The sequence below is a fragment of the Kiloniella spongiae genome (assembly GCF_001026905.1).
GTDB classification, from domain to species: domain Bacteria; phylum Pseudomonadota; class Alphaproteobacteria; order Kiloniellales; family Kiloniellaceae; genus Kiloniella; species Kiloniella spongiae.
The window spans coordinates 383,432-407,255 of the sequence record NZ_LAQL01000003.1; the positions used below are offsets into that span (position 1 = coordinate 383,432).

Annotated in this window: 23 protein-coding genes; 13 read left to right on the top strand and 10 right to left on the bottom strand. The window is 44.4% G+C overall.

Annotation, left to right across the window (positions count from 1 at the left end):
• Window positions 1–38: 38 nt before the first annotated feature.
• Together WH96_RS05745 and WH96_RS05750 are read left to right on the top strand one after the other, a co-directional pair.
• Window positions 39–569: a hypothetical protein gene (locus WH96_RS05745; RefSeq protein ID WP_047763131.1), complete on the top strand. Its 531-nt coding sequence runs from the start codon at window positions 39–41 to the stop codon at window positions 567–569.
• A 261-nt stretch (window positions 570–830) separates the two neighbouring features.
• A complete protein-coding gene (locus tag WH96_RS05750) occupies window positions 831–2,183 on the top strand; it encodes an HlyD family type I secretion periplasmic adaptor subunit (RefSeq protein WP_047763132.1) in 1,353 nt (450 codons plus the stop codon).
• Window positions 2,184–2,211: 28 nt separating this feature from the next.
• Here WH96_RS05750 and WH96_RS05755 read toward each other — a convergent pair whose 3' ends face one another.
• Entirely contained in the window at window positions 2,212–3,000 is a 789-nt protein-coding gene (locus WH96_RS05755) for an FCD domain-containing protein (protein ID WP_047763133.1), read from the bottom strand.
• A 121-nt stretch (window positions 3,001–3,121) separates the two neighbouring features.
• Between WH96_RS05755 and WH96_RS05760 the strand changes: the two genes are divergently transcribed.
• Entirely contained in the window at window positions 3,122–4,258 is a 1,137-nt protein-coding gene (locus WH96_RS05760; protein ID WP_047763134.1) for an alpha-hydroxy acid oxidase, read from the top strand.
• An 85-nt stretch (window positions 4,259–4,343) separates the two neighbouring features.
• Here WH96_RS05760 and WH96_RS05765 read toward each other — a convergent pair whose 3' ends face one another.
• The 4 genes from WH96_RS05765 to WH96_RS21185 form a co-directional block, all read right to left on the bottom strand.
• Window positions 4,344–5,240, bottom strand: coding sequence for a tetratricopeptide repeat protein (locus WH96_RS05765; protein ID WP_156176709.1), 897 nt, complete (start codon window positions 5,238–5,240; stop codon window positions 4,344–4,346).
• A gap of 213 nt (window positions 5,241–5,453) precedes the next feature.
• Complete coding sequence (locus WH96_RS05770; protein ID WP_053005722.1) at window positions 5,454–5,921, bottom strand: GDYXXLXY domain-containing protein; 468 nt, start codon at window positions 5,919–5,921, stop codon at window positions 5,454–5,456.
• Window positions 5,912–7,081 (bottom strand): DUF4401 domain-containing protein, encoded by a 1,170-nt coding sequence (locus WH96_RS05775; protein ID WP_047763137.1) that lies wholly within the window; start codon window positions 7,079–7,081, stop codon window positions 5,912–5,914. The genes WH96_RS05770 and WH96_RS05775 overlap by 10 nt, the downstream gene beginning before the upstream one ends.
• Complete coding sequence (locus WH96_RS21185) at window positions 7,074–8,177, bottom strand: DUF2157 domain-containing protein (RefSeq protein ID WP_053005723.1); 1,104 nt, start codon at window positions 8,175–8,177, stop codon at window positions 7,074–7,076. Before WH96_RS21185 ends, WH96_RS05775 begins: the two co-directional genes overlap by 8 nt.
• Window positions 8,178–8,422: 245 nt before the next feature.
• On the opposite strand from WH96_RS21185, the gene WH96_RS05785 reads away from it, so the two are divergent.
• Complete coding sequence (locus WH96_RS05785; protein ID WP_047763138.1) at window positions 8,423–8,914, top strand: AAA family ATPase; 492 nt, start codon at window positions 8,423–8,425, stop codon at window positions 8,912–8,914.
• Between the two features lie 46 nt (window positions 8,915–8,960).
• Here the strand turns inward: WH96_RS05785 and WH96_RS05790 are convergent, their stop codons facing one another.
• The 3 genes from WH96_RS05790 to WH96_RS05800 all read right to left on the bottom strand — a co-directional run bounded on the left by WH96_RS05790 (window position 8,961) and on the right by WH96_RS05800 (window position 11,836).
• Window positions 8,961–9,779 (bottom strand): RDD family protein, encoded by an 819-nt coding sequence (locus WH96_RS05790; RefSeq protein WP_047763139.1) that lies wholly within the window; start codon window positions 9,777–9,779, stop codon window positions 8,961–8,963.
• 385 nt (window positions 9,780–10,164) lie between these two features.
• Complete coding sequence (gene tmpT / locus WH96_RS05795) at window positions 10,165–10,800, bottom strand: thiopurine S-methyltransferase (RefSeq protein WP_047763140.1); 636 nt, start codon at window positions 10,798–10,800, stop codon at window positions 10,165–10,167.
• Window positions 10,801–10,951: 151 nt separating this feature from the next.
• A complete protein-coding gene (locus WH96_RS05800; RefSeq protein ID WP_047763141.1) occupies window positions 10,952–11,836 on the bottom strand; it encodes a LysR family transcriptional regulator in 885 nt (294 codons plus the stop codon).
• A gap of 157 nt (window positions 11,837–11,993) precedes the next feature.
• Here WH96_RS05800 and cuyA point away from each other — a divergent pair, with 157 nt between their 5' ends.
• The 5 genes from cuyA to WH96_RS05825 all read left to right on the top strand — a co-directional run bounded on the left by cuyA (window position 11,994) and on the right by WH96_RS05825 (window position 17,484).
• Window positions 11,994–13,004: a D-cysteate sulfo-lyase gene (gene cuyA, locus WH96_RS05805; RefSeq protein WP_047763142.1), complete on the top strand. Its 1,011-nt coding sequence runs from the start codon at window positions 11,994–11,996 to the stop codon at window positions 13,002–13,004.
• A gap of 17 nt (window positions 13,005–13,021) precedes the next feature.
• Window positions 13,022–13,810, top strand: a complete 789-nt coding sequence (locus WH96_RS05810) for an alpha/beta fold hydrolase (protein ID WP_047763143.1) — start codon at window positions 13,022–13,024, stop codon at window positions 13,808–13,810.
• Window positions 13,811–13,908: 98 nt separating this feature from the next.
• On the top strand, window positions 13,909–14,871 hold the full coding sequence (locus WH96_RS05815; RefSeq protein ID WP_047763144.1) for an ABC transporter substrate-binding protein: 963 nt from the start codon (window positions 13,909–13,911) through the stop codon (window positions 14,869–14,871).
• 73 nt (window positions 14,872–14,944) lie between these two features.
• Window positions 14,945–16,003: a quaternary amine ABC transporter ATP-binding protein gene (locus WH96_RS05820; protein ID WP_245629445.1), complete on the top strand. Its 1,059-nt coding sequence runs from the start codon at window positions 14,945–14,947 to the stop codon at window positions 16,001–16,003.
• Window positions 16,000–17,484 (top strand): ABC transporter permease, encoded by a 1,485-nt coding sequence (locus WH96_RS05825; RefSeq protein WP_047763145.1) that lies wholly within the window; start codon window positions 16,000–16,002, stop codon window positions 17,482–17,484. Before WH96_RS05820 ends, WH96_RS05825 begins: the two co-directional genes overlap by 4 nt.
• Before the next feature lie 121 nt (window positions 17,485–17,605).
• On the opposite strand, the gene WH96_RS05830 is transcribed toward WH96_RS05825, so the two are convergent.
• Window positions 17,606–18,244: a hypothetical protein gene (locus tag WH96_RS05830; RefSeq protein WP_047763146.1), complete on the bottom strand. Its 639-nt coding sequence runs from the start codon at window positions 18,242–18,244 to the stop codon at window positions 17,606–17,608.
• Between the two features lie 156 nt (window positions 18,245–18,400).
• Here WH96_RS05830 and WH96_RS05835 point away from each other — a divergent pair, with 156 nt between their 5' ends.
• From WH96_RS05835 to WH96_RS05845, 3 genes are all read left to right on the top strand, one after another.
• The gene (locus WH96_RS05835; RefSeq protein WP_047763344.1) at window positions 18,401–19,078 is read left to right on the top strand and encodes a helix-turn-helix transcriptional regulator; all 678 of its coding nucleotides are present in this window, start codon (window positions 18,401–18,403) and stop codon (window positions 19,076–19,078) included.
• Between the two features lie 124 nt (window positions 19,079–19,202).
• Window positions 19,203–19,622 carry a VOC family protein gene (locus tag WH96_RS05840; protein WP_047763147.1) on the top strand — a complete coding sequence of 140 codons (420 nt, stop codon included), beginning with the start codon at window positions 19,203–19,205 and terminating at the stop codon, window positions 19,620–19,622.
• Window positions 19,623–19,812: 190 nt separating this feature from the next.
• The gene (locus WH96_RS05845; RefSeq protein ID WP_053005724.1) at window positions 19,813–20,445 is read left to right on the top strand and encodes a LysE family translocator; all 633 of its coding nucleotides are present in this window, start codon (window positions 19,813–19,815) and stop codon (window positions 20,443–20,445) included.
• Between the two features lie 143 nt (window positions 20,446–20,588).
• Here the strand turns inward: WH96_RS05845 and WH96_RS05850 are convergent, their stop codons facing one another.
• Window positions 20,589–21,125, bottom strand: coding sequence for a carboxymuconolactone decarboxylase family protein (locus WH96_RS05850; RefSeq protein ID WP_047763148.1), 537 nt, complete (start codon window positions 21,123–21,125; stop codon window positions 20,589–20,591).
• A 350-nt stretch (window positions 21,126–21,475) separates the two neighbouring features.
• Between WH96_RS05850 and WH96_RS21190 the strand changes: the two genes are divergently transcribed.
• Window positions 21,476–23,746, top strand: a complete 2,271-nt coding sequence (locus tag WH96_RS21190) for a mechanosensitive ion channel family protein (RefSeq protein WP_053005725.1) — start codon at window positions 21,476–21,478, stop codon at window positions 23,744–23,746.
• Window positions 23,747–23,824 lie beyond the last annotated feature (78 nt).

Consider the following 23,824-nt stretch of genomic DNA (forward strand, 5'->3'; position numbering starts at 1 on the left):
TTTAATTTAGAATAATTTTGATAAAGAGAATTGCTTATATGTGGAAAAATATTTGTACGCTGTTATTGGCTTTCGCTCTATTCTCTTGTGAAGAGCAAGCTGACTTATCGAACAGTCAAGCCTACACTAAAGATGGTGTTAGTTTTACGCTACCCGGAAACTGGACCGTTGTGGAGGACATTGTCGAAGAAAACTTTCGCTACATCAGCATAGAATCATCCGGGGATGCTGTTGCGGGGATCTCGCTATTTTATAATGGGGTAAGGATCGAACTTGAAGATTATATTGATTTGATTATTGAAAGTTTCAATGACGAGTTGCCCGTCGGTTCGCGAAACAGGGGAGAGGTGTTTGAATTTACACCTGACAATACAGAGAATATTGCGAGGGCTATTCGCAATCAGTTTGCGATTACTTTGGCCAGTGTCGAGGTTCCCCATACCTCTGACTTCTATGAAATGAAAACTGATAGAGATTATGTGATTATTTTTACCCAGGTATCTGACCAAGATAAACATCTGGTTCAACAGGGATTTGATCAGCTTATCAATAGCTTTGTTGTGGACTGAAATGGGTTTTCAACTCTGGTAAGTAACAGTTTTTTACTCCGTTTCAATCCATGTTTCATGATGATCCCTTATCTAATTCTTCATAGTTATGTGGTTGGTTTATATTAATGTCTCGCCTTTCAGGCAGAAGGGGTATAGCCTTTGGGGAGATATTTGGGCGCACAGAACTCGCCGACTACACGCCGACTATACGTCCTGCGCCATTTAAAAATTGTAGCAGATCCTCTTAATAAAATTAGATGACAGAAGGGAAAGACGATTATGTCTTCCATGTCCAGAACAGAGGAAGATCTGCTCTTTATGTCAGATTTGCAATCTGCCGAGCTTCGCAAGGGGCGCAAAGTTGCCTATGTATTAACGTTTCTGACTTTTTTCTTTTTTATCATTTTTTTTGTCTGGGCATCTTTGACCGAACTGGATGAGGTTACCCGAGGGGAAGGAAATTTTACACCTGCCCAAAAAACACAGATTATTCAGAACCTTGAAGGCGGGATTATCTCTGAAATTCTGGTGAAAGAGGGAGATACTGTTGAAAAGGGTAGTGTTCTGGTCAGGATCAACAATTCGTCGGCACAGGCAAGCGCCGATGATCTGGAAGGTCAGCGGAGAATACTTTCAGTATCGGTTATACGCATGACGGCCGAACTGAATGGCGTACCATTGACCTATAGCGCAGAGCAAATGGAGATATCGGCTGATGAAGTTGATGACCAGATGGCACTTTATGCTGCGCGAAATAATCAGCAATCTTCACAGATCCAGGTGATTGAGAACCAGACAAGACAGAGAGAACAAGAGATTTCCGAAGCTAACAGCCGTATCGGGCAACTGAAAAACTCTCTTAGCCTTGCACGACAAGAATATAATATTACCAAGCCTTTGGTTGATAAAGGTGTTCTACCGCGCCTTCAACTTATTCGCCTGAACCGGGAAACTGTGGATCTGGAGGGGGAAATCAAAACCCTTGGTGTTAGTTTGCCTCGATTACGGGATGCGGTTCTGGAATCTAAACAGCGCATAGAGGAAATGATCCTCACGACCAAAGCTGAACTGTCTGATGAACTGAACAGGGCGCGATCAGAGTTGAAATCAGTCACCGAGAGTATGGAGGCCGGGGCAGATACCGTTAGGCGTACGGATGTGAAATCGCCGGTACATGGTATTGTCAAAGAGTTGAAGCGAAATACGGTTGGCGGTGTCATCCGGGGTGGCGAAGATATTGTTGAAATCGTTCCTTTGGACGATACGCTGATCGTTGAAGCCAAAATCCGCCCATCTGACCGGGCCTTTTTAAAGAAGGGGCAAGCTGCAACGATCAAAGTTTCTGCCTATGATTTTTCTGTTTATGGCGGGATGAAAGCCAAGCTGGAACGCATATCGGCAAGTACGATCAAAGATGAAGAGGGCGAAAGTTTTTACCGGATCTATCTGCGCACTGATGACAATAAAATTGTCAGTAAAGGCAAAGAGCTGGAAATTATTCCGGGTATGACCGCCAATGTGGAAATATTAACAGGCAAGAAAACTATTCTGGATTATCTGTTGAAGCCAATATTCAAGGCAAGACAGTCGAGAGAAGAAGACGTGCAGACTAAAGAGGCAACGGCGGGGTAAATAATACGCGCTTACAAAACGATGGGACTTAGTTTTTTTTAACTTTCCGTTGCTTTTCCATAAAGCGCTCCAGACGTCGCTTTGAAACTTCGATGCGGTGGTCTTCACGCTCCAGATCGCGGATCGCTTGCTGGACGTAGGCGAGGTGATCTTGTGACGCTTGACGGGCTTCGTCGGGTTTTCCGGCAATCACGGCGTCATATATGGCGTGATGCTGGGCAAGCAGGCGGTCTCGTGATCCTTGATGGGTATAGAGTTGTTTGCGGCTTAGAAAGACACCTTTTTTCAGGACTTCTACCAAAGAACGGATGACGTGCAGCAGAACGACGTTGTGGGCGGCTTCGGCGATGTTCATGTGAAAATCTGCGTCGATACTGGCTTCCAGTTCCAGGTTGCCTTTTTCATGTGCGGCATCCATGGCTGTTATACAGGCGGTGAGTATTTCCCGATCAGCATCCGTAGCACGTTGGGCCGCGTAATAGGCGGCGTTTCCTTCAGATATGGCCCGAAATTCCATAAAATCATTTACGGTATCAGGGTGGTTTTGAAAAATTGCGGTCAAAGGGTTGGTGAGGGACGGACCCAAGAAATTTTTGACCAACGTACCGCCGCCCTGATGAGTTTCCAATAATCCCTGAGCTTCGAGTTTCTGCAAGGCATCGCGCAAGGATGGACGAGACACATCAAGCTGTTGGGCAAGATCACGCTCTGCCGGTAAGTATTCACCCGGTGGCAAAACACCTTCTAGAATATAGCTTTCCAACTGTTTTGCGACGGTATCTGACAGTTTTTCAGAACGTATTTTTCTAAGCGCCATTTTGCTCGAACGATTGTTATGGTCATTTTGGTAATAATATTTTACCACTTTACATAATTGGTAAAATTATTTATCCAATATGTCAATATCTCATCTGTCGGAAGAACAAGGAAGGCATGTTATGGCACAGGTTCTGGAAATTGCTGATTTGAAAAAAATGGCACAACGTCGGGTGCCAAAGATGTTTTTTGATTACGCTGATTCCGGGTCCTGGACCGAAGGAACCTATCGCGCCAACGAAAGTGATTTTCAGAAAATTAAATTCCGCCAACGGGTTGCGGTGGATATGACCAATCGGACCCTTGCCAGTCAAATGGTTGGGCAAAATGTTTCCATGCCGGTTGCAATCGCGCCGACAGGATTGACGGGCATGCAGCGCGCAGACGGCGAAATTCTGGCGGCGCAAGCCTGTGAAGAGGCGGGGGTGCCTTTTACGCTGTCGACGATGTCTGTCTGTTCTATTGAGGCTGTAGCAGCAAAAACAAGTAAGCCCTTTTGGTTTCAGCTTTATGTTATGCGGGACAAGGACTTTGCCGGGCGGTTGATTGATCGCGCCAAAGCCGCGGGTTGTTCTGCGCTGGTTCTTACCCTCGATCTGCAAATTCTGGGGCAGCGTCATAAAGATTTACGCAATGGACTTTCCACACCGCCAAAGTTTACACCACATCATATCTGGCAGATGGCAACACGCCCGGGCTGGTGCCTTGGAATGCTGGGTACGAAGAACCGTACCTTTGGCAATATCGTGGGGCACGCACAGGGCGTTGAAGATCTTAGCTCCCTATCGTCTTGGACAGCTGAACAGTTTGATCCCAAGCTTTCGTGGGATGATGTGGCGTGGATCAAGGAGCGCTGGGGCGGCAAGCTGATCCTCAAAGGTATTCTTGACCCCGAAGATGCCCGAATGTCTCTCAAAACCGGAGCGGATGCTATCATTGTTTCTAACCATGGCGGGCGCCAATTGGACGGAGCAATTTCGTCAATTGAAGCCTTGCCAGAAATTGTTGAGGCCGTTGGCGATAAAGTTGAAGTCCATATGGACGGTGGTATTCGTTCTGGACAGGATGTGCTGAAAGCCGTCGCACTTGGGGCAAAGGGAACCTATATCGGGCGGCCTTTTCTCTATGGATTGGGGGCCATGGGAAAAGAGGGCGTGACTAAATCGATAGAGATTATCCGCAATGAAATGGATATCACCATGGCCCTGTGTGGTAAACGCGATATCAAGGATGTGGATCGATCTATTTTAAGGGAATAGTTTTCTTGCTGCTTAAGAAAAAGGATTATGTCGTTAGACATAATCCTTAGTAGGGGAATAATAAAAATCGTGGATAATAATGACCTTACTTGGGTTTGTGTTCGTCAATCCAAAGTCGGGATAGATTCTTTGCTTCTGTGATTTTGTCAGAGGGCATTCTTTCGTCTAACGGCTTGAGGCGTTCAGCGTTATGATCGACATAAACAATACCATATGCAATCATCTCAGGTGTTGGTTTGTTTGAATCTCCTGTGATCTCAGAAGCAGTGTGATACCACATATAAGCGTGTAAATCGCTTTGTTCTACACCGTGACCGTTGGCATAGTTATCGCCAACCATCGTCATTGAATCTGTATTTCCGAGCTCGGCTGTTTTCACAAGCCATTTATGAGCTTCGGTTAAATTAACAGGAATGCCGTATTTTCCCTTTTGGTGTATTCTGCTGAGTTTGTTTAATGCACATATACTGTTTTGTTCTGCTGCGGAATTTAACAATTCGATTGCCTTGTCAGGATCAGGTTTAATTTCCTTATCAACAGGCGTACCCGAGGCAATATCATCTGTGATGCCTTCGAAGTAAATGTCAGCAAGCTCACACTTTGCAAAAGCATGGTCTTGAGCAACGGCTTTTTCCAACCAAGCCAATGCTTCGGTTGCTTTTTTGGGATTTTCAAAAAAGAGAAGAATATGGTCTGCCAACTTGACCTGTGCGTCTGGGTTTCCCTGTTTGGCAGCAGCTGTGAACCATTCTTTCGCCTTTTCCTGATGTACAATAGCAGCTTCGCCTTCCTTTAATTTAACGCCTTCGCTAAACCGATACATAACGCCAATTTGGTATTGGGCACGTGCATCACCTTGCTCTGCTAGCGGTAGCAATAATTTGAAGGCAGTTTCATAATCTTGACTATCGTAAGCTTGGGTGCCTTGTTGATATGCCTGTTCGTGCTTTGGCGCGTCTGCCAAAGTGGGGGAAGTTGTCATAATGGTAAATCCAATTAAGCAGGAACGCAGAACGTTTGTCGGAACTAATTTGGAGATTTTTCTAGAGTTTTTCACACGCTTGTTTCCTGATTATATAAGGTTTCATAATCGTTACGTCGGATGCAGGTTTGAAAAGGTTCAAAAAAGTCACAGATTTCCAAAGCTGGACTTGAGACAGCGATAAAGACGTGCATTTAAGGATTTAGTTTTTGATTAAGGTTGATCTGCAAGATCGGTCAGGATGTGGTTGCCGCTGTCATCGAATTTAAAAACACCATATTTTGCATTCTGATATTTATCCGCATGTCCTTCCTGAAAGAAGAAAGAGTCCGGGACAATTCTCACGCCGCCGTAGGTTTTATGGTAGTAGAGGCGTTTTTCATCATCCGCCAGTGGGGTTTCGTCCTCGAGCCTGACAAAGCTGGCAATTTGTTGTGCGTTGACACTAATAACCATATACCCGCTTTTTATATCTACGGATGAAGCTGTTTTAAAAGCATCGTCTTCAATAGCATAACGCAGGCGCATATAATCCCCCTGTATGAGGGAGCGCGGGTCAACCGGGGCCAGTTCCAGTAAGACGGTCTCGCCCTTGTCAATAATCTCTTCCTTTTGATAAATGCTGTAATTCAACACAATAAGAACAAGAACCGTCAGGCCAATCATGATTTTCAGACGCATGATGTGTCTCCTTTACCTGGAGCTTCACTCGCATTTGGAGACGGGGGATCTGTTCGATCCCACCCCCGGAGTTTCAGATAGAACTTTCCGGCAATCATGACGCCCCCACTGGTGACTAGTACGATTGATTTCTGCAGCAGGGTAATGTCGAGATTGTAGTAATAAAGCCAGAGAAAGACGGGCAGAAGCAGGAAGCCAAGCAAGGTAAAGAGCCTGTCGTGGCGGGCGTAGCCAAAAATCATCAGGCTAAGCGACAAGAGAATGCCGGGGGCAGAAAGAATGGCAAGAAAGATACTGCCGATAATCCCGACAATAACAGCTTCGTGTTTTACGTATTCTTTCCCGCCAGCGGCCCAGATAATCAATAGAACTAAGGCAATGGCAAACAGGATGTTGCTGATGAGGGGAGAGATAAAGAGTGGACTATCCAGATAGTTAAATTCGTTGTGCGATGACAGAAAGAGAACCGAGATTGAAAGACTGACAATCAGTGCTTGTGATAGCGGCTGAAAAAGAGCTGGAACCCTTGGATGGAGAAGAAGGAAACCGGCAACCATAAGCTGGAGCAGCACAAAAAGGTTAAAGGCGATGTCTGGCGGCAGGACAATGTCATTTTCCCACAGAATATTAAGCAGAATAACGATCAACACCCCACTAGATGACATAAAGCGTTCTACGTTGAGCCGATAGAATGGATAGGTCAGAGTTGTTATAAAAAATGAAGACAAAGCAATGGCAAGCAGACTTTCCCCGAACCATTCAACCGTTGCAAAAATAAAAAGGAATTTACCTGTTCCCATCAGAGCAAAAGAAACCTGTAGAAAAAAGTTTTTCCCAGTTGAACTATCTTCGGCTGTGAAGGCATATAGCCCTATTGCCGCTGCAATAAATATAATACTGGTAATTAGTGCAGTCTCTGTATTGTTAAAGCTGATGATCTCAATCAGCATCAAAAAGCCGATAAAACAGATCGCGGCGATAAAGGCGCCGATGCCTGATAGAATTTTCAGATAGATTGGAATGTCCGGCTTCTGTTCCTGATCCTGAATAAAGCTGTTTATGTCATCGCGATCGGTAATCAGATTTTTGGTTGCAAGATGTTCAACGAGGTCTGCTGCAGAGATCTGTTTTTTAGAACGCACTGTATTTGGATTAGGCATCTGCGGTTCCCGTTTCTTTGTTTGGCCCCGTATCTTCTTTTTTCACTTTCTCGACTTCTGTTACTTCTTTGTGCAGGGTGTGTGTCAATCCTCGGAGATACATGGTAAAGCCAGTGATAATACCAATTGTAACTATCCCCATCAGCAATAGGCCTAATTCATCTTCATCCCTGAGAGCTTCGTACAGAATTTTGATGGCAAGTGTTTCAACGATGATCAAAGTTGAAATAGTGATTGCCGCCAATGACCAAATATCTTTCACTATCTTGCGATAATAAAAGTACACGCCGATATGACCAAGTATGCCTATAAAAGATCCTATAAAAGCACTGTCATAAGCCTGATCCAGATCGACGATTAACAGGACAATGGGGATGTTCAGTGTCGTCAGGATCGGGATAAGAATAATCCAACGGGTCCATTTTGCTACCAGCCAAGAGTACGAAGGTTTGTTGGATAAAAATTCTCGTATACAGAGAGCCAGACCGTTGAAAAAAGCAAGAAACGGCAAGATCAGAAGTGCCCAGTCGTGTCCTACCAGTGATCTACCGAGAGCAATCTGATCCCACCAAAGGACAAAAAAGACATTACTTATCACGAGCCACAGAACCCAATGCGCCGCAAAGTTGGACAAGATTGTCCAACCCAGTATCAACAAAGACCAGACCATAAAAAGTTGATAGGCATCTGCCCCGGTCTGATATATTTGTCCAAAGACAGCAAGGAATACACCGACAAAAACACTGGCAGCAATCAGGGATAGTTGCCCGGAAAGACGGCTCAAGCCACAGACACAGGCGCTGATAATACTGGCAATGATCGCAAACTGGATACCGCCGAGTTTATGGGCCGGTAATAGCTTCGCCCAGTTAAAGGCAAAGAAATAAACAATGCCGGACAGAACCAAACAGACCCCAAGCCCGAGAAGTAATCGCGACGCCCAAACACCCCATTGAGTATGAGGAATAAGCAGTTTTAATGCTTCGTTCCGGGCCTGCCGATTGATTTTGCCACGACTGTAGAGTTGATCAACAAGGGCACGATTTGCCGGAATTTGATCCAGTGATCGTGGGGATGGTTCAATTTGATCTGTCATACTCATATGCTTCTCAAACTTGGATAATCTATCAAGGGCTGTATGCAGTATTCTTTTTGTACAAGCTTCTCAGAAATTATAATCTAATGATAACAGCGTATACAGATAGCTCTTTTATCATCCTTGGTTGGAGAACGAAGGTCAATTTTCTTTTTGTATCAATGTTGTCAGTTGTTTCGATCAGCGTTACAAACACCAAAGCGTACCCTTCCAAAATTCAACATTTTCATTAAGGAGCCTGAGAGTTGGCGCGTGTTTATTTGATTGTCGGAAATACGGGTGCGGGGAAAAGCACCTATGCAGCGCAGCTGGCTGCACGGGAAAACGCGATTGTCTTTTCTGTCGATGAATGGATGAAAACGCTTTTCAATATGGATATGCCTGATCCACCACTTTATTCATGGGCGCTTGAACGGACGCAGCGGTGTGAAAAACAGCAACTTGCCGAGACGCTGAAAGTCACGGACAAGGGAATTTCGGTTATTCTGGACTTGGGCTTCTTTGCTAAAAGCCAACGGGAACGAGTAGTTGGTTTTCTTCGGGATCATGGCCGTGACTATCAGGTACATTATTTGGATGTGGATAAAGAAACCCGTTGGGACCGTGTTCGCCATCGTAACGAAGCGCAGACGGAAACCTTTCAATTCGAAGTCTCTCGCGAGATTTTTGATTTCTGCGAAACGATTTTCGAGCCTATGGATGACGATGAGCGCAAGACAGCTGTTATTGTTGCTTGAATGAAGTGAATAGAACCAGGCAAGATAAGATAAGTAAGTAAGGGCTTTAGGCAAAATAGAGATATAAACTGATTGAGATAATGCAGATCAGAAATTGAAGGCCGTTATTTTCTCGGTGAACAATAACCGTGTTCATGCTTTTATCCCATGATGTCGCTTTATCCATTGTGAGGTCAAAGTACCCGTACATCTGGGTAATAATTGATAAAACAGGCAAGCCGAGTGCAAAGCCTTTGATGAAGACTAAAACCTCGCGTTTGAGTGTTTGAAGAATACTGAGGGGGGAATGATCTTTATTAAGTATTTTGATGCCAAGCAGGTATTTACCAACAGTTGTTCCTGTTACGCCAGACAAGGCGGTATTGAATAAAACAACCGCGCCAAATAAAATCATAGGTACTAAGCAAGAGATCGCTAATAGCTGGGTAAGAGAAAGTAGCGGTAATAAATTTGTCAGCTGCTCGGGGCTGTAGGGCGCTATAAGAGGATAGAAAATCAAATTTCCATAAATTGATATATCAATCCAGCGGGCAAAATGTCTTCTCCAGGGATGTGGTGAGACGTCGTTCCAGACATTGTCTTGTAACACGCCGTCAGGGACAGTATTACGAACGTCCGCTGATGTTGTTACCGAAGGGGCAGCTTCGTCGAATTTCTCTTGGTCTAATTCGGGCCCGTTTAATTCATCCCAGGTGAAATCACTTCTGCGAATTTTGAGTTCTTTATAGGCAAGCCATTCGTCACTGTCTTGGGGACGGATAAAGCTATAGCCGGCAATAACATTAGCTTTGAAGAGTTTGTAGAGTTCCAGTTTTGTAACAGGGCCGCATTCCTGATTATCTGCCCAATAATACCACGTTTCCATAAGCTGCCTGATCTTTAAAGGAATAGGACCTGTTGGTCATTTGGTCGATTTATGACGGATAATATCTGTTTTGACCAGAGTTAGAGGTCGGCAACGGCTTTGGAAGCATCAACATTAAATATTTTGACGCTAACGACGTCCCTGATTGCATCGATGTTCAAGATTCCCTGATTGAGTGCTTGGTAGGCCGGATCAGCCTCCATCGCCAGATAATCGGCTTCATCGTGCCAAAAGGTAATGGTTTGCCATTCGTCGTCGAGGGTTAGAAAGAGAACGCCGCAATTACCTTTGACATTACTAAGAAATGGCAGCGATTTTTTGCCTGCGTAAGCTTTTAAAACACGAGCTTTTCCAAGATCGAAACGCGCAGTCTAGATACGGGCAATCATGGTTTTAGTATCCATACACTTTGTGTTGACGGAAATTGACCACGTAACCCGTTTGGAACAGGCTCTGAGCCAAGAAGGTTTATAGAATAATGGTCGTTATAGTAGGTTTGAACCATATCCTGATCAACGGAAAAAGGCGGCCCGTTAGTCAGGCTTTGATCATAGCGATAGGTTAACAATAGATGTGGTGCTTCATTCGTAATTTCTATCAGATGCTTTGTGTATTTCTGCCGCATGTCTTCTGGCAGGGCGACAAGGGCCGCCCTGTCATATATCGCGTCAACCTGTCCAAGGATTGACCCTGTGAGGTCAAAAAAGTTGCCGACAAAGATATCAATGTTTTTTGCATAATAATGTTTCAGCTTTCCCAATTGTGTTACTTCGGGCTCCAGACTTAAACTGTCGAAAAGCTGGGCGATTGCGAGATCGCTTAACTCTACACCAACGACCTGATGTTCTTTGGATAATAACCATTGAATATCAAGCGTTTTACCGCACAGGGGAACAAAAATACGACTTTTGTTTTTTAGGCCCAGTTCGTGAAAATAGTCGATCAATCTTGGATTGGGTTTTGGTTCATGAAACCCTATTTGATTATTTTGCCATCTGTAATGCCAAAAGTCTTCTTCCATTGTAGGTGTCCGTTAGATATTCGATACACATAACTTCTACTCCCTCAAGTTAACTTGAGGTCAAGTAGAGAGTTGAGTTGATAGCGTAAACTATGATCTTTTTGATTGATAAAACTGAAAGCTATTAAAATGCGTTATTAAAACACTGACTTTAGAATTGTTTCCATACCTCTTTTGCAATCGTGTCTATTTTATCAGGTGCGCAATAGAGTGATAGTATAAGAGGCGTTTCCCATTTTTCGCCCCCAACAGAAACCAATGTACCATTTTCTAATTCAGTTTTAATTGCAGAATAAGGCATCCAGGCGATGCCTCCGCCAGTTATTAAACGGCGTTTTAATGCTTCTACCAGTCCGTCCATATATCGTATATCCAGGTGGGCCGATTTATTACCAATAATGTGTTCGACGACTTCTCCCAAAAAAGAACTGCTTTCATATGCTAGATATGGAATAGGTTTCATACGGCTACCAGGTAGTACCCATTGATTTAACTCAGCTGTTTTCTTTTCGGCTACTGGTATCAATTGATCGATAAGAATATCCTTGCGGGCAAAGTTTGCTTCGTCCAAAACGGGATTTACCTCTGCATGGCGATAACAAAGTAAAAACTCGCATGCTGCTTCATCAAGAAGCTGACAGCAGGTACTTAAGCTGTCGGAGATGACGCGGATCCGTAAATCCTTTGTAGATTGTTCAAGTTTTTCAATGCGTGGGGCCAAGTAATGAACAGAAATAGTATGAAGAACAGCAAAACGGACAAACTTGATGTTCCCTTGATCTTGATCCCGTATTGATTGTCTGGCTTCACTAAGGCGTGCGATGGCTTCTTTTGCAACAGGTAAAAACTGTTCGCCAGCATGAGATAAACGGATAGGAAAATTTGCACGATCAACCAAGGGAACGCCAATCCAACTCTCAAGAGATTTGATGCGTCTGCTGAATGCCGATTGGGTGATGTTCCGCTCATCTGCTGCACGAGTGAAGTTAAGTGTACGGCCCAAACAAACAAAATCTCGTAGCCAATTTATATCCATTTTTTGCCTTTCAAGTGGGCAATCTAATTGAAATTATTGAGTTATGCAATAATGGAATAATTCAATGAAATCTTTGAATTGGAGATTTTTTTAAACATCGTCCTATCATTTGATGACTTCTTAATTACCTCAACATCAAAAATAGAACGGTACTACAATGCATCTCGCCCGCTTTCCCCGGATTAAACTTGGTCACTTTCCCACACCGCTTGAAAAGCTCGAAAATCTGACACGCGCATTAGATGGTCCCAATATTTACATCAAGCGAGATGATTGTACTGGGTTGGCAACTGGCGGTAATAAAACACGTAAGTTAGAATTTCTCGTTGCTGATGCGCTTGCTAAGGGGGCAGATACATTGGTTACGCAGGGGGCAACGCAATCTAACCATGTCCGTCAAACAGCTGCTGCAGCAAGGGTTGTTGGTATGGAATGTCACGCTCTTTTGGAACGCCGAGTTGAAAACATGGGGGATGGCTATGAAGCGGCGGGTAACGTTTTATTGGATGATATCTTGAAGTGTGAGTATGACTTCCGCCCTAATGGTGCAGATATGAATGCTGAAGCTCAAGCTCTAGCCGACAACCTACGTGAAAAGGGCAAAAAACCGTATTTTATTCCCGGTGGAGGCTCAAACACTATCGGAGCACTGGGGTACGCGAATGCGATGGAAGAGCTGATTTATCAGGCAGATACGACAGGTTTAAAGATTGATAAGATTGTTCACGCAACAGGTAGCGCAGGAACGCAAGCGGGAATTCTGGCTGGCCTTCATGCAATGAGCGCTCCGATTGATGTTATTGGTATTTCTGTTCGTGCTAAACGTGAAGCACAGATTGCAAATGTTCATAAATTGGCTGCTGCAACTTCTGAACTTATTGGAACTAAAACAGAATTATCAATCGATGTGGTGAAAGCGCATGATGATTATGTTGGATCTGGTTATGGGCAGCCAACAGATAGCATGGTTGAAGCTATTTCTATTGTTGCGCAACAAGAGGGTATTTTCCTTGATCCTGTTTATTCTGGCAAAGGGATGGCTGGAATGATTGGATTGATCCGCCAAGGCGTTTTGAAAAAAGATGAGAATGTTGTCTTTATTCACACTGGTGGTTCGGCGTCCTTGTTTGCTTACCAGCATTTATTTTCAGGTCAAAAAGCAGCTTAGGCGCGAGGGATAATATCGTGCTCGGTGTTAAAAATAAATCAGACGACAATTTACTCACTCATCTCAGGGCCGGTAGCGGGTTTCCACTGGTTTTCATTCACGGTTATCTAGGGGGAGCAAAAGCCTGGGAAGATCAGGTACAGGCGTTTAAACCTGAATTTGATGTTATTGCACCAGAACTTCCCGGATACGGGGCCAGTTATCATAAAAAAGCCGGCTCTAGTATAGAAGAGTATGCAAACCAAATTATTAATTTCCTTTCCCAAATTGGCATACAGAAATTCCATCTGATTGGCCATTCAATGGGGGGGATGATTGCACAGCAAATTGCTAAATTAGCCTCGGAGAGAGTGGACTATCTGGTTTGCTATGGTACAGGCCCTTTGGGAATGATGCCTAATCGATTTGAGACGCTTGATCAGTCGCGAAAAAGATTGCGAAGTGATGGTGTAAAGGCCACAGCAGAACGTATTGCATCAACATGGTTTACGAATGGAAAAGATGCTCTGCGCTATCAGGAATGTGCGTCGTTGAACGATAATGTCACGACTGAAACAGCCTTGGCAGGACTAAGGGCTATGGAAACATGGGATGGACGTGATGCCATGTCATCTATTAGCCAGAAAACCTTGGTTTTGTGGGGGGATCGAGATCAATCCTATGATTGGACACAACCTGAATCACTATGGACAGGAATTAAAGAGAGTAGTTTGGCTGTTATGCCTGATTGTGGGCACAACGCCCATATGGAAAATCCTGAGCTTTTTAATTCAATCCTGAGAAAGTTTTTACCGGAGAGGAAATGAAAGACGGAGGCTTTATTGCCTTACAATGACGTATAATCAATCATAAAATGGTCAATGGCTTCCGGTGCTTGAGACCATATAGAACAGTGGAGAATAATATGAAGCACAAAATTCTCGGAGCCGCTTTTGCCGCAACAATACTGGCTTCATCGTCAATGGCGATGGCAAGTGAAAAGGTAAAAATTGGTGCACCAGCATGGACAGGTGCTCAGGCTATAGCACATTTGATTGCTGAAGTAGTGGAAACAAGAATTGGCGGCCAAGCTGAACTGGTTCCAGGTAATAATGCGAGTATTTTTCAGGCAATGCATCAAGGTAAAGGTGATATTGATGTCCACCCGGATGTTTGGTTGCCAAATCAGGAAAGTTTTACCAAGAAGTACGTAGACGAGGCAGGCACAGTAGCTTTGTCCAAAAAGCCATATGAGGGTCGCCAAAGTTTTTGTGTTTCCAAAGAATTTTCTGAAGCAAATAACGTAACATCAATTTTTGATTTGGCCCGCCCGGAAATAGCATCTTTGATGGACAGTGATGGCAATGGCAAGGGCGAGATTTGGATCGGTGCACCTGGCTGGGCCTCTGCTAATGTAAATGAAATAAAGGTTCGTGATTACGGATTAATGCCTTTTATGGAACCAATTCGTGCTGATCAGGCAGTGATGACAGCAACAGTTGGCGATAGTGTTCGCAAAGGCATTGGGTATGCTTTTTATTGCTATGCGCCTCATGCAATTTGGTATCAGTTTGATATTGTGCCTCTAACAGAGCCCGAGCACGATCCTGCAAAATATATCGCTATTCAGCCGTCTGATGATCCCGACTGGTTTTCCAAGTCTAAAGTGATGTCCGCAGATGCGCTTAAAAAGGTGCAAATTGCTTATTCCAAGTCGTTGATTGAACGCTCTCCTGCAATTGCGGATTTATTACAGAACATTCAACTCGATGATGCAACCGTATCCGAGTTTGCTTATCAAATAGAAGGTGGTGACGATCCTGCAGACGTCGTCAAAAGCTGGGTAGCAGAAAATTCTGATCGTGTTGATAGCTGGTTGGGCCTGTAATCCCTTTGGTTGACGTATATAGTGTCATGCTGGTGGGCAGCATGACACTATAAGAAAATTGATGGGGGATATGGTGTCACAATCAAATGCAATCGAAATTTCCGGCGTATGGAAAATTTTTGGCGCACGGGAAAAAGAAGCTTTGGCTGACGTTGAAGTCAATAATATCAGCAAAAAGCAAGTTTTAGAAAAGTACAACTGTGTTGTGGGTGTTGCGAATGCCACAATGGATATACGCCCTGGTGAAATTTTTTGTATTATGGGGCTGTCGGGATCTGGCAAGTCCACTCTTGTTCGCCACATCAACCGATTGTTGGAACCCACAGCAGGTTCAATCAATGTAAATGGTCAAAATATTATGGCCATGGATCCAAATACTTTGCGGCAATATCGCAATGAACATATCGCGATGGTGTTTCAAAATTTCGCCCTTATGCCACATCGTTCAGTCTTGGATAATGTCGCTTTGCCCTTGGAGATAAGAGGCATAAATAAAAATCAGCGGATGGAAGCGGCTATGAAAGCCATTGATATGGTTGATTTGACGCCATGGGGTAATAAATTTGCCCATGAACTTTCCGGTGGTATGCAACAGCGTGTCGGATTAGCGCGTGCTCTCGCGGCAGATCCAGAAATTTTATTGATGGATGAGCCTTTTTCAGCACTTGATCCGCTTATTAGACGTCAGTTGCAAGATGAGTTCATGAAACTGGCAGCCCAGATGAACAAAACGACAGTCTTCATTACGCATGATCTGGATGAAGCCGTTCGTATCGGTGACCGTATCGCAATTATGCGCGATGGCATGGTTATTCAAATAGGAACACCAGAAGATATTGTCATGAATCCCGTGGATGATTATGTCTCGGACTTTGTTGCAGGTATTTCAAGGTTGAAAGTTGTGCGAGCGCACGCAGTTATGCAAGCGCTTTCAGACTATGAAGGTAAAAATGGAAGCCTTAGCGAAAATGCAAAAGAGTTTTCTGAAGATGCTGACCTTGGCGTATTGATCGAAGCTGCAATCGAGACAGAAAACCCTGCGGCAATTGTTGATCAAGCCGGGAAGCGAATTGGTGTTGTTACACGTGCGGATTTATTACGTACAGTGATTGAAGGAACGGAAACGTCATGAGCAGTAATAATGAAACTCTGTTAACTGAATTCGTCGTAACAAACACAAAATATTATAAAGAAAACTTCGAAAAGATTGGTGCGAAGTCCGGCTTTTGTTGGACATTTAATGTGGTTGCTGCGCTGTTAGGGCCAATCTGGTTTGGTATGCGTGGTTTATGGAACTGGGCACTTCCCTTCATCATTGTTGAAACCTTTGCTTTAATTCAACTCGGGCGCGGTTTGTTTGGTGATCTTGGGGCAGAGGCAAACGACCGTATTGCTCAGATAGAAGGGACGTTGAATTTTCGTCGCCAACAACTGGAAGCCGCGATCAATAAACAGGCAGATAATGTTGATGTTTTTCAACGAAATATCGAGTCATTGGAAAAAGCGATCAATGATATTCAGGCAGAGGCTGCATTAGCAGAAGCAAGTGCAATCTGGGTTGCTCTTTTAGGTTTAGCGGTTTTGATTTTTGTTAAAATTGCCCAAGGGGTAATTGCCAACTCAGCATTGGAACGTCGTTTTTCCGAGTGGCTTTCTGACAATACGATTGCGTCAGGATTAGGGGCTTTTCGTACATGTATCAGTATCGGGTTTGTAAGTCTTGTTTTTTCAATCAGTGTTGTACACTATAGTTTTCCCGAGATTACGGGGTGGTTTTCAAAGTTTCCTACAGATCCTCAAATCAGGCTTGATGCGATTGACAAAGTCGAACAATTCTTTGACTTCATCATTGTGTCGGGGCAATGGTTCTTTGATATTATCACGTTTGGTATCCGTACAGTACTTGATGGGTTGGAAGTTCTGTTTGTTGATACACCATGGATTGTCATTGCCAGCTTTATCTTGTTATTGACGTGGCTTTCTGCCGGGTCAAGTGCCGCAATCTATGTCGCAGGATTTCTGGCTTACATGGGGTTCCTCGGGTTTTGGGAAAAAGCGATGACAACGCTTGCTCTTCTCGGTACTGCGGCGTGTATTTCAATTGTAATCGGCATCCCTATCGGATTGTTTTGCGCCCGTCGCCCCAGACTTTATGCTGTCATTAGGCCGATTATGGATTTTATGCAAACGATGCCTGCTTTTGTTTTCATGATTCCTGTGATTGCTTTCTTCGGTACGGGAAAACCTGCTGCGGTTGTCACGACAATGATTTTTGGTGGTACGCCTGTGGTTCGTTTAACTGTATTGGGACTTCGTGGTGTACCAGAGACAATTCGTGAAGCTGCAATCGCCTATGGCGCAACCAAATGGTATTTATTGACCAAAGTGGATTTACCATTGGCTGCTCCTTCTATCCTTGCCGGGGTGAACCAGACAATTATGTTAAGTTTGGCAATGGTTGTTGTTGCTTCGCTGATTGGTGCAAAGGGGCTTGGGGAAGATGTGCTCGAAGCGCTTCAATATGCGTCCGTTGGTCAGGGGATACTGGCTGGTTTTGCTATTCTTTTCTGTGCGATGATCTTAGATCGGGTTGTTCAGGGAAAACGAGAATAATCTTTTGGTAATACCCTATTAGTATTGGTGTTATTGCCGAAGATTATATGAAACGCCCCTAAGAAACTTGCATCCCTGTCAGTAAGGTCTTCTTTGGGGCGTTATCTTTTGTGTGTATAAATCAGGCGAGTTTAAACCAGAAGTCTAGATCAACGCTTTCTGGATCGAAGATACTCAAAAGTTCCAGACAGGTATCATCCTGGACATAGCCATTACAAATTCTGCGTGCCATGCCAAGGTTTTCGACAAAGGCAATTTCGGAATAGGTGGCATCATCAACTTTACCCATGAAGTGGGCACGGGGTTCGGTAAATTTACTCAGGTATTTTTGCTCAATCCTGTCTGATATTTCCAACATTACCTTTTCGTCAAACTGGTCAGGTGATTTCGGGTTAAAGGTACCAAATTCAATACAGGAAAAATCTGTCGGAACAGCCGCATTTTCTTTGAGGATAGTATTGGCAGTCAGGCGAATGCTATCTGGCTTTAGCAACGCCATGAACTCTTGGGAGCTCTTGGCTTTGGGATGATTTTCGCACATCGTCATAAAAGATTGTTGGCTAGTAGCCATAATGGCATCAGCAAAATGGCCTTTGTCATTCCCCAGTAAACAATGCATGGCAATGCCTTCCTGTGTGGACAGGAAATCATGCCGCCAGTTCAGGGCTGCTTCTATGATATCAGCGGTTTCGACATCATCACGTTTTTCATAACGGGCAAAACCCATTGTCTTTAGAGAATCAAAATTTTTTTCAAACATACCTGTACTTCCATTTCTATAAATATCAGTGGTTTAATAATCTGATTTGATTGTTGCCATGCTCTCACAGAGCTTGTCACATGGACTTGGGAATAGAGTTATACTGGATACCCCTGACAATTTATGTCAGGGTAGTTTCTCTAACTTGGTAAAATGATGCGTGTTCAAAGACTCTTCTTTATTCTCGATCGTTTACGGGCAAGGCGACAGCCTGTCTCGGCCGAAAGTCTTGCGGAAGAACTCGGCGTTTCATTGCGGACGATCTACCGCGACATGGTAACCTTACAGTCCATGGGCGCGCCTGTGCGCGGGGAAGGAGGCATCGGTTACCAGATAGAAAAGGGATATTTCCTGCCGCCTCTGCATTTTGATGCGGATGAACTGGATGCCATCATTATCGGAATGCGACTGGTTGCTGCGCGTGGGGACAAGCCGCTGGCGGATGCTGCAACACGCGCATCAGCCAAAATATCGGCTGTCCTGCCAGAAGATATGGAAGACAGCTATTACGATGCGCCTCTGTTGGCCTATTCCGTTCAGCCAAAGTCCGAAGAAGAAACCATTGATTTTCTCTCTCCGGTCAGGACAGCAGTTCGCGATCGGGCTTTTATAGAAATCCACTATTTGAATCTGAAAGATCAGCCGAGTGAACGTGTTATTCGTCCTCTTGGCCTTACGGCTTTTGAGAAGGTATGGCTGTTGACCGCGTGGTGTGAAAAAAGTGATGATTTCAGATCGTTTCGCATTGACCGTCTGCAAAGTGTCCAACGAACGGGAGAGAGTTTTCGCAGGGAAGCTGGTAAGGAGTTTCGTGATTACCTCAAGAGTTTATGATTATTAAAACGGGCATTTATAGCTCTCGCTTTAGTGATTATCTCTCTGTTTCCAAAAGAGATTTTTATGGGTAGCATGTGAAATAACTCGAAATGTTGCGTGACTATAAGTGAAAGAAGCAGGGATGAAATATTTACACACCATGGTCCGGGTCTCTGACCTTGAGGCGTCAATGGACTTTTATTGTAACAAACTGGGCCTTGTCGAGGCCCGACGCTTTGATAATCCGGAAGGGCGGTTTACGATTGTTATGTTGGCTGCGCCGGGTCAGCCGGAAGCAGAGTTAGAGCTGACTTATAACTATGATCCTGAAGAACTGTCAGGTGACAGAAATTTTGGTCACCTGGCCTATGCCGTCGATAATATCTATGAATTCTGTCAAAAGCTTATGGATCAGGGCGTGACAATCAATCGTCCGCCACGGGATGGACGTATGGCTTTTATCAAATCACCTGACGGCATTTCCATCGAGCTTTTACACACTGATGGATCTCTGCCCGTTCAGGAGCCTTGGGCGTCAATGGAAAATATTGGAAGCTGGTAAGTCAAATTTAATCAGAAAGACACTTAAGACCTTTTCAAAAAGCCCTGATATGGGGCTTTTTATTTGCGGGTAGGTTGCCATGTGGCGTGATAATATGAGGCATGGCAATTTTATCCGTGAGATACTTGACTTCTATTCTTTTTGGGTTCTTTGCTTGGGTATGATGATTTAAGAGAGAAAGAGTGAAGACATGGTTGATATCGCAATAAACTTTAACCTGTGGTTGGCCTTTGTGTTGGCAACGGCTGTTCTCGCAATTATTCCGGGGCCGATTGTAACCCTCGTTATTGCCAACAGTCTCAGTCAGGGAACACGGGCTGGTGTTGCAAATGTAATGGGAACCGTCTTGGGGAATATGGTTCTCTTTCTCATCGGTGGCTTGGGCATGGCATGGGTGTTGAGCGCGTTATCGAACTGGTTCGATGTCCTTCGGTTGGCCGGGGCGGTATATCTGGTTTATCTCGGGATAAAATCCTGGCGTAGCAAAGGGCAAGGATTGGAAGATCAAGAGGCGACAAAACCCGGAAAATCGCTGTTCCTACAGGGTGTCGTTGTCGCAATCACTAACCCTAAAACCATTATTTTTTACGCGGCTTTCTTTCCCCAGTTTATGGACCCGACTTTATCGGCTCCGGGACAGCTTTTTGTTTTAAGTGTCACCTTCCTTGCTGTTGCGGCTTTTCTGGATATGACTTACGCTTTTCTGGCAGGCAGATTACGGCCCTATCTTCTGGGGGCTCGTCGTGCAGCCATTAGAAATAAAATTACGGGTGTTTTACTGATTGTCACTGGAATTGCGTTGGCTTTTACGCGGAAAACCTGAGACGTTGAATATAAGTTGTTGGTGTATGTTTTTCAGTGCCAGCGAGCAGAGATAACAGCTCCTTATGAGAGAATACCTACTCATTAAATGAGGTATAAAAAGGCCTGAACGTTAATTTTTTCAGGCCTTTTACATAGAGAATACTAAGCGAATTTCTTGAAAGGTTCATCCACGGGCGTATCGGCAAGGTGATTGGTGTAATTACTCATTATCTTTTGAGCTAGACCGAGTACAATTTCGAGAAGCTGTTGGTTTTTATAGCCAACTTCTTTGAAAGTCTGAACTTCTGATGGGGCAAGGCGTCCGCGGTTTCTTACTAACGCCAATGTCGTGCTTCGGAGAACTTGCAACTTTTCGGTTGGTAGATCTGTTTTGTTACGTAAAGCATCAATGATAGATGCATCAACCTTCATCATATGGGCGATAGCAGTATGTGCGGGGATGCAATAGTGGCATTCGTGTTCAATATTGATTGTTTGCCAAACCACAGTCAGTTCTTCAGCATCAAAGCTTGTTTTCTGGAAAAGCGTGTGAAGGTTTTGATAGGCTTCCAACGCAGCAGGAGATTCAGCCAAGACTGCATGTAAATTCGGGATCATGCCAAATGATTTTAACGAATTATCTAACAGAGGGTGGCTGCTTTCAGGGGCTGTTTCTTTTGTGTGAAGGTCAAAGCTCATACTTTATTTATCCTTTAGAAATATTCGAATTTACTGTCATATTTAAATTGATACCAATCGGTTCTAAATTTATTTGGAATAGATAATTTTATAATCAACAAAGATTTTCAAAATCAGGGACGTCATCACAGCTTTGTGAAGAAAACGACTAACATAAAGGAAATATAGGGAAGAGCAGGAAGTTGAGCTATCTTGCCAGAATGCAGAAGTTTGCAATAAAAGAGGCGGGGCATTAGAGTTTTGTTCAAGAAATATAGCTATTACAGAATGTTGATCATTTGATTTGAGTTACTCAGTGATCAAACACAATCTTATTTGTAAGTCCCTTTGGCAGAAATGAAGTGGTCCTGATGAACGTACGCATTATTAAAACTCTCGCTTTTTGTCTGACTCTTTCATTTTTCCTTTCTATTCTTTTCGTTTCAAATCCTGAACCTGTTTATGCCCAGACGATTTTTTCTGGTGATGACAATTCTGCATCTGAAAGTCCGGAAATTCCAGAGGACTTAAGCCCTGAACTGATTGATAGCTTGCTGGCCCAAACCAGTGACGAACAACTCAGAGAACTCTTCCGCGAAGAGCTTCTTCGACAAGCAGAGGCAAAAGAAGCTGAAGAAATCGAAGGTGTCAGTATTCTTGCGGGTATTGAGATGCGACTGACCGACATGGTCAATCGTATTGAAAGTCGTGTTACCCGATGGATAGATGCAATTGCCAATCTGGGTGCTAGAGGACCCAAGGTCGATGAACGTTTGGCGCAAGCTGAATATGGCATTGGTGGTATGCTTATGGCTGGGGCTGCTTTGGTTTTTGTCGGCTTCTTGGTTGCGATGATCGTCAAATTATTGCTTAAAAAATGGCGGGGGGTTTTACGCATGCCTCGTCACTACGGATACTGGGAAAGAGTCCTGAGAACGCTTACCCTGGGCTTTTTCGAAGTTCTGCCCATTGTTGGTTTTCTGATTGCAACGCGCCTATTCGCCTCATTTATTGAAGGTCCTCTTGGCCCTTTGAACGGGATGGTGTGGATCTATTACACAGGCATTTCCTATAGTTGGCTCTTTGTCGTCGTAGCCAGACGAGCCTTTGCGCCGGATGTCCCACAGATCCGGATAGCGCCTTTGGAAGATGAAGCATCACAAAAGACCTTCTCTCTTTTGCAGCGTGCCGTTTGTATTGGTGCAGCTGGATGGGTCGGGGCTGGTTTCTTCCCGACATTGGGTTGGGGCTTTCCGCCTGCGCTCATTACGGTGGCGATTGCTGGCACAGCGGTTGCCGGATTACTTTTGTTTGCTTTGGTTCGCAATTTTGAAAAAGTCAAAGGGGTGAGCTTATCAATTCTATCAGGAACCCAAGACATAAGGGACACTCGGGAAATTTCTGGCGTTGTTCGGGTTCTTTCTGCGGCTGCACCAATCTTTCTTGCCGTTTATATTTTCTTTGCCTGGGTTTTCTGGTTGGCTCATTGGTTAGAGCGAGGTCAGCATCAACTAGAAGGACCCGTAGGGACTTTTATTATCTTTTTTGCGCTACCAATTTTTGATCGATTAGGCCGTGAAGTGGTTGGGACTCTTCTAAGAAAAGAGAGTGATCGAGCGGAAAGATTTCGGGATGTTTTTCGCGGAACCTGGCGGGTCCTTGCTTCTTTTGTTGCTGCTATTTTGGTGATTGACCTCTGGGGGCTTGATCTTTTGTCTTTGGCAAAGGGAGAAGACGCCTCTTTATGGGCCAGTACAGGGTTTGATATTCTCATAACGCTTTTGATAGGGCTACTGATATGGAAAATGATCGGGGCCGCACTCTATACCGAAAAACGTATCAGTGATGCGTCTGAAGATGTTGATCCAGCTGATGCGCCCTCGGCATCGCGGCTGGATACATTGACTCCTTTATTTCGAAACACCTTGCTCGGGTTCTTGGGCATTATCGTCATCATGACCGTGTTATCGGCCATCGGGGTTGATATCGCTCCGCTGATTGCGTCTGCCGGTGTTGTCGGTATCGCAGTTGGTTTTGGGGCTCAGACTCTGGTAAAGGATATTTTCTCGGGCATTTTCTTTCTCATTGATGATGCTTTCAGGGTTGGTGAGTATATTGAGTTGGATAAAGAAACCCGTGGTGAAGTGGAATCAATTTCCATTCGTTCCCTTCAGCTCCGGCACCACAGAGGATCCGTCATCACCATTCCTTTTGGTGAATTAAAAAAGATCACTAACCATAATCGGGATTGGGTAATTTATAAGATGCCATTCAGGCTAGAACCACACACAGATCCTCAGCATTTGAAGAAAGTGGTTAAGCGTGTCGGGGCAGAATTTATGGAACATCCTGAACACGGTCCCAAGTTTATCGAGCCCCTGAAAAGCCAGGGTATTTTCAGTATCGATGATGATTCAGCCTTGATCATGCGGGTGAAATTCAAATGTAAGCCAAGGGCTCAGTTCGTTCTCAGGCGCGATATTTATCACAGGTTAAGGGCGGTCTTCGCTGAAGAGGGCATTGAGTTTGCCCGTAGAAAAGTGGAAGTCGTTGGCCCCGATGGTGAGCAGGTTGACAGTTCATCTGCTGCCGCTTTGCCCCCTGATGCACTTGTTGAATCTGCACCTTCTACCCCACGCTAGGTAAAGGGGGTGGATGACTTTCGTGTTCCCAAGGCTTTGAAACTCAGGGCTATTAAATCAATAACAGCCCTGAGGTAA

Bases quoted from the DNA above. Each gene is read 5' to 3' on its own strand.
- WH96_RS05775 (WP_047763137.1), bottom strand. From the start codon at position 7,081: ATGCCTAATCCAAATACAGTGCGTTCTAAAAAACAGATCTCTGCAGCA.
- tmpT (WP_047763140.1), bottom strand. From the start codon at position 10,800: ATGGAAGAAGACTTTTGGCATTACAGATGGCAAAATAATCAAATAGGG.
- WH96_RS05830 (WP_047763146.1), bottom strand. From the start codon at position 18,244: ATGTTTGAAAAAAATTTTGATTCTCTAAAGACAATGGGTTTTGCCCGT.
- WH96_RS05835 (WP_047763344.1), top strand. From the start codon at position 18,401: ATGCGTGTTCAAAGACTCTTCTTTATTCTCGATCGTTTACGGGCAAGG.
- WH96_RS05825 (WP_047763145.1), top strand. From the start codon at position 16,000: ATGAGCAGTAATAATGAAACTCTGTTAACTGAATTCGTCGTAACAAAC.
- cuyA (WP_047763142.1), top strand. From the start codon at position 11,994: ATGCATCTCGCCCGCTTTCCCCGGATTAAACTTGGTCACTTTCCCACA.
- WH96_RS05815 (WP_047763144.1), top strand. From the start codon at position 13,909: ATGAAGCACAAAATTCTCGGAGCCGCTTTTGCCGCAACAATACTGGCT.
- WH96_RS21190 (WP_053005725.1), top strand. From the start codon at position 21,476: ATGAACGTACGCATTATTAAAACTCTCGCTTTTTGTCTGACTCTTTCA.
- WH96_RS05790 (WP_047763139.1), bottom strand. From the start codon at position 9,779: ATGGAAACGTGGTATTATTGGGCAGATAATCAGGAATGCGGCCCTGTT.
- WH96_RS05770 (WP_053005722.1), bottom strand. From the start codon at position 5,921: ATGCGTCTGAAAATCATGATTGGCCTGACGGTTCTTGTTCTTATTGTG.
- WH96_RS05745 (WP_047763131.1), top strand. From the start codon at position 39: ATGTGGAAAAATATTTGTACGCTGTTATTGGCTTTCGCTCTATTCTCT.
- WH96_RS05840 (WP_047763147.1), top strand. From the start codon at position 19,203: ATGAAATATTTACACACCATGGTCCGGGTCTCTGACCTTGAGGCGTCA.
- WH96_RS05750 (WP_047763132.1), top strand. From the start codon at position 831: ATGTCTTCCATGTCCAGAACAGAGGAAGATCTGCTCTTTATGTCAGAT.
- WH96_RS21185 (WP_053005723.1), bottom strand. From the start codon at position 8,177: ATGACAGATCAAATTGAACCATCCCCACGATCACTGGATCAAATTCCG.
- WH96_RS05845 (WP_053005724.1), top strand. From the start codon at position 19,813: ATGGTTGATATCGCAATAAACTTTAACCTGTGGTTGGCCTTTGTGTTG.
- WH96_RS05765 (WP_156176709.1), bottom strand. From the start codon at position 5,240: ATGACAACTTCCCCCACTTTGGCAGACGCGCCAAAGCACGAACAGGCA.
- WH96_RS05755 (WP_047763133.1), bottom strand. From the start codon at position 3,000: ATGGCGCTTAGAAAAATACGTTCTGAAAAACTGTCAGATACCGTCGCA.
- WH96_RS05800 (WP_047763141.1), bottom strand. From the start codon at position 11,836: ATGGATATAAATTGGCTACGAGATTTTGTTTGTTTGGGCCGTACACTT.
- WH96_RS05850 (WP_047763148.1), bottom strand. From the start codon at position 21,125: ATGAGCTTTGACCTTCACACAAAAGAAACAGCCCCTGAAAGCAGCCAC.
- WH96_RS05760 (WP_047763134.1), top strand. From the start codon at position 3,122: ATGGCACAGGTTCTGGAAATTGCTGATTTGAAAAAAATGGCACAACGT.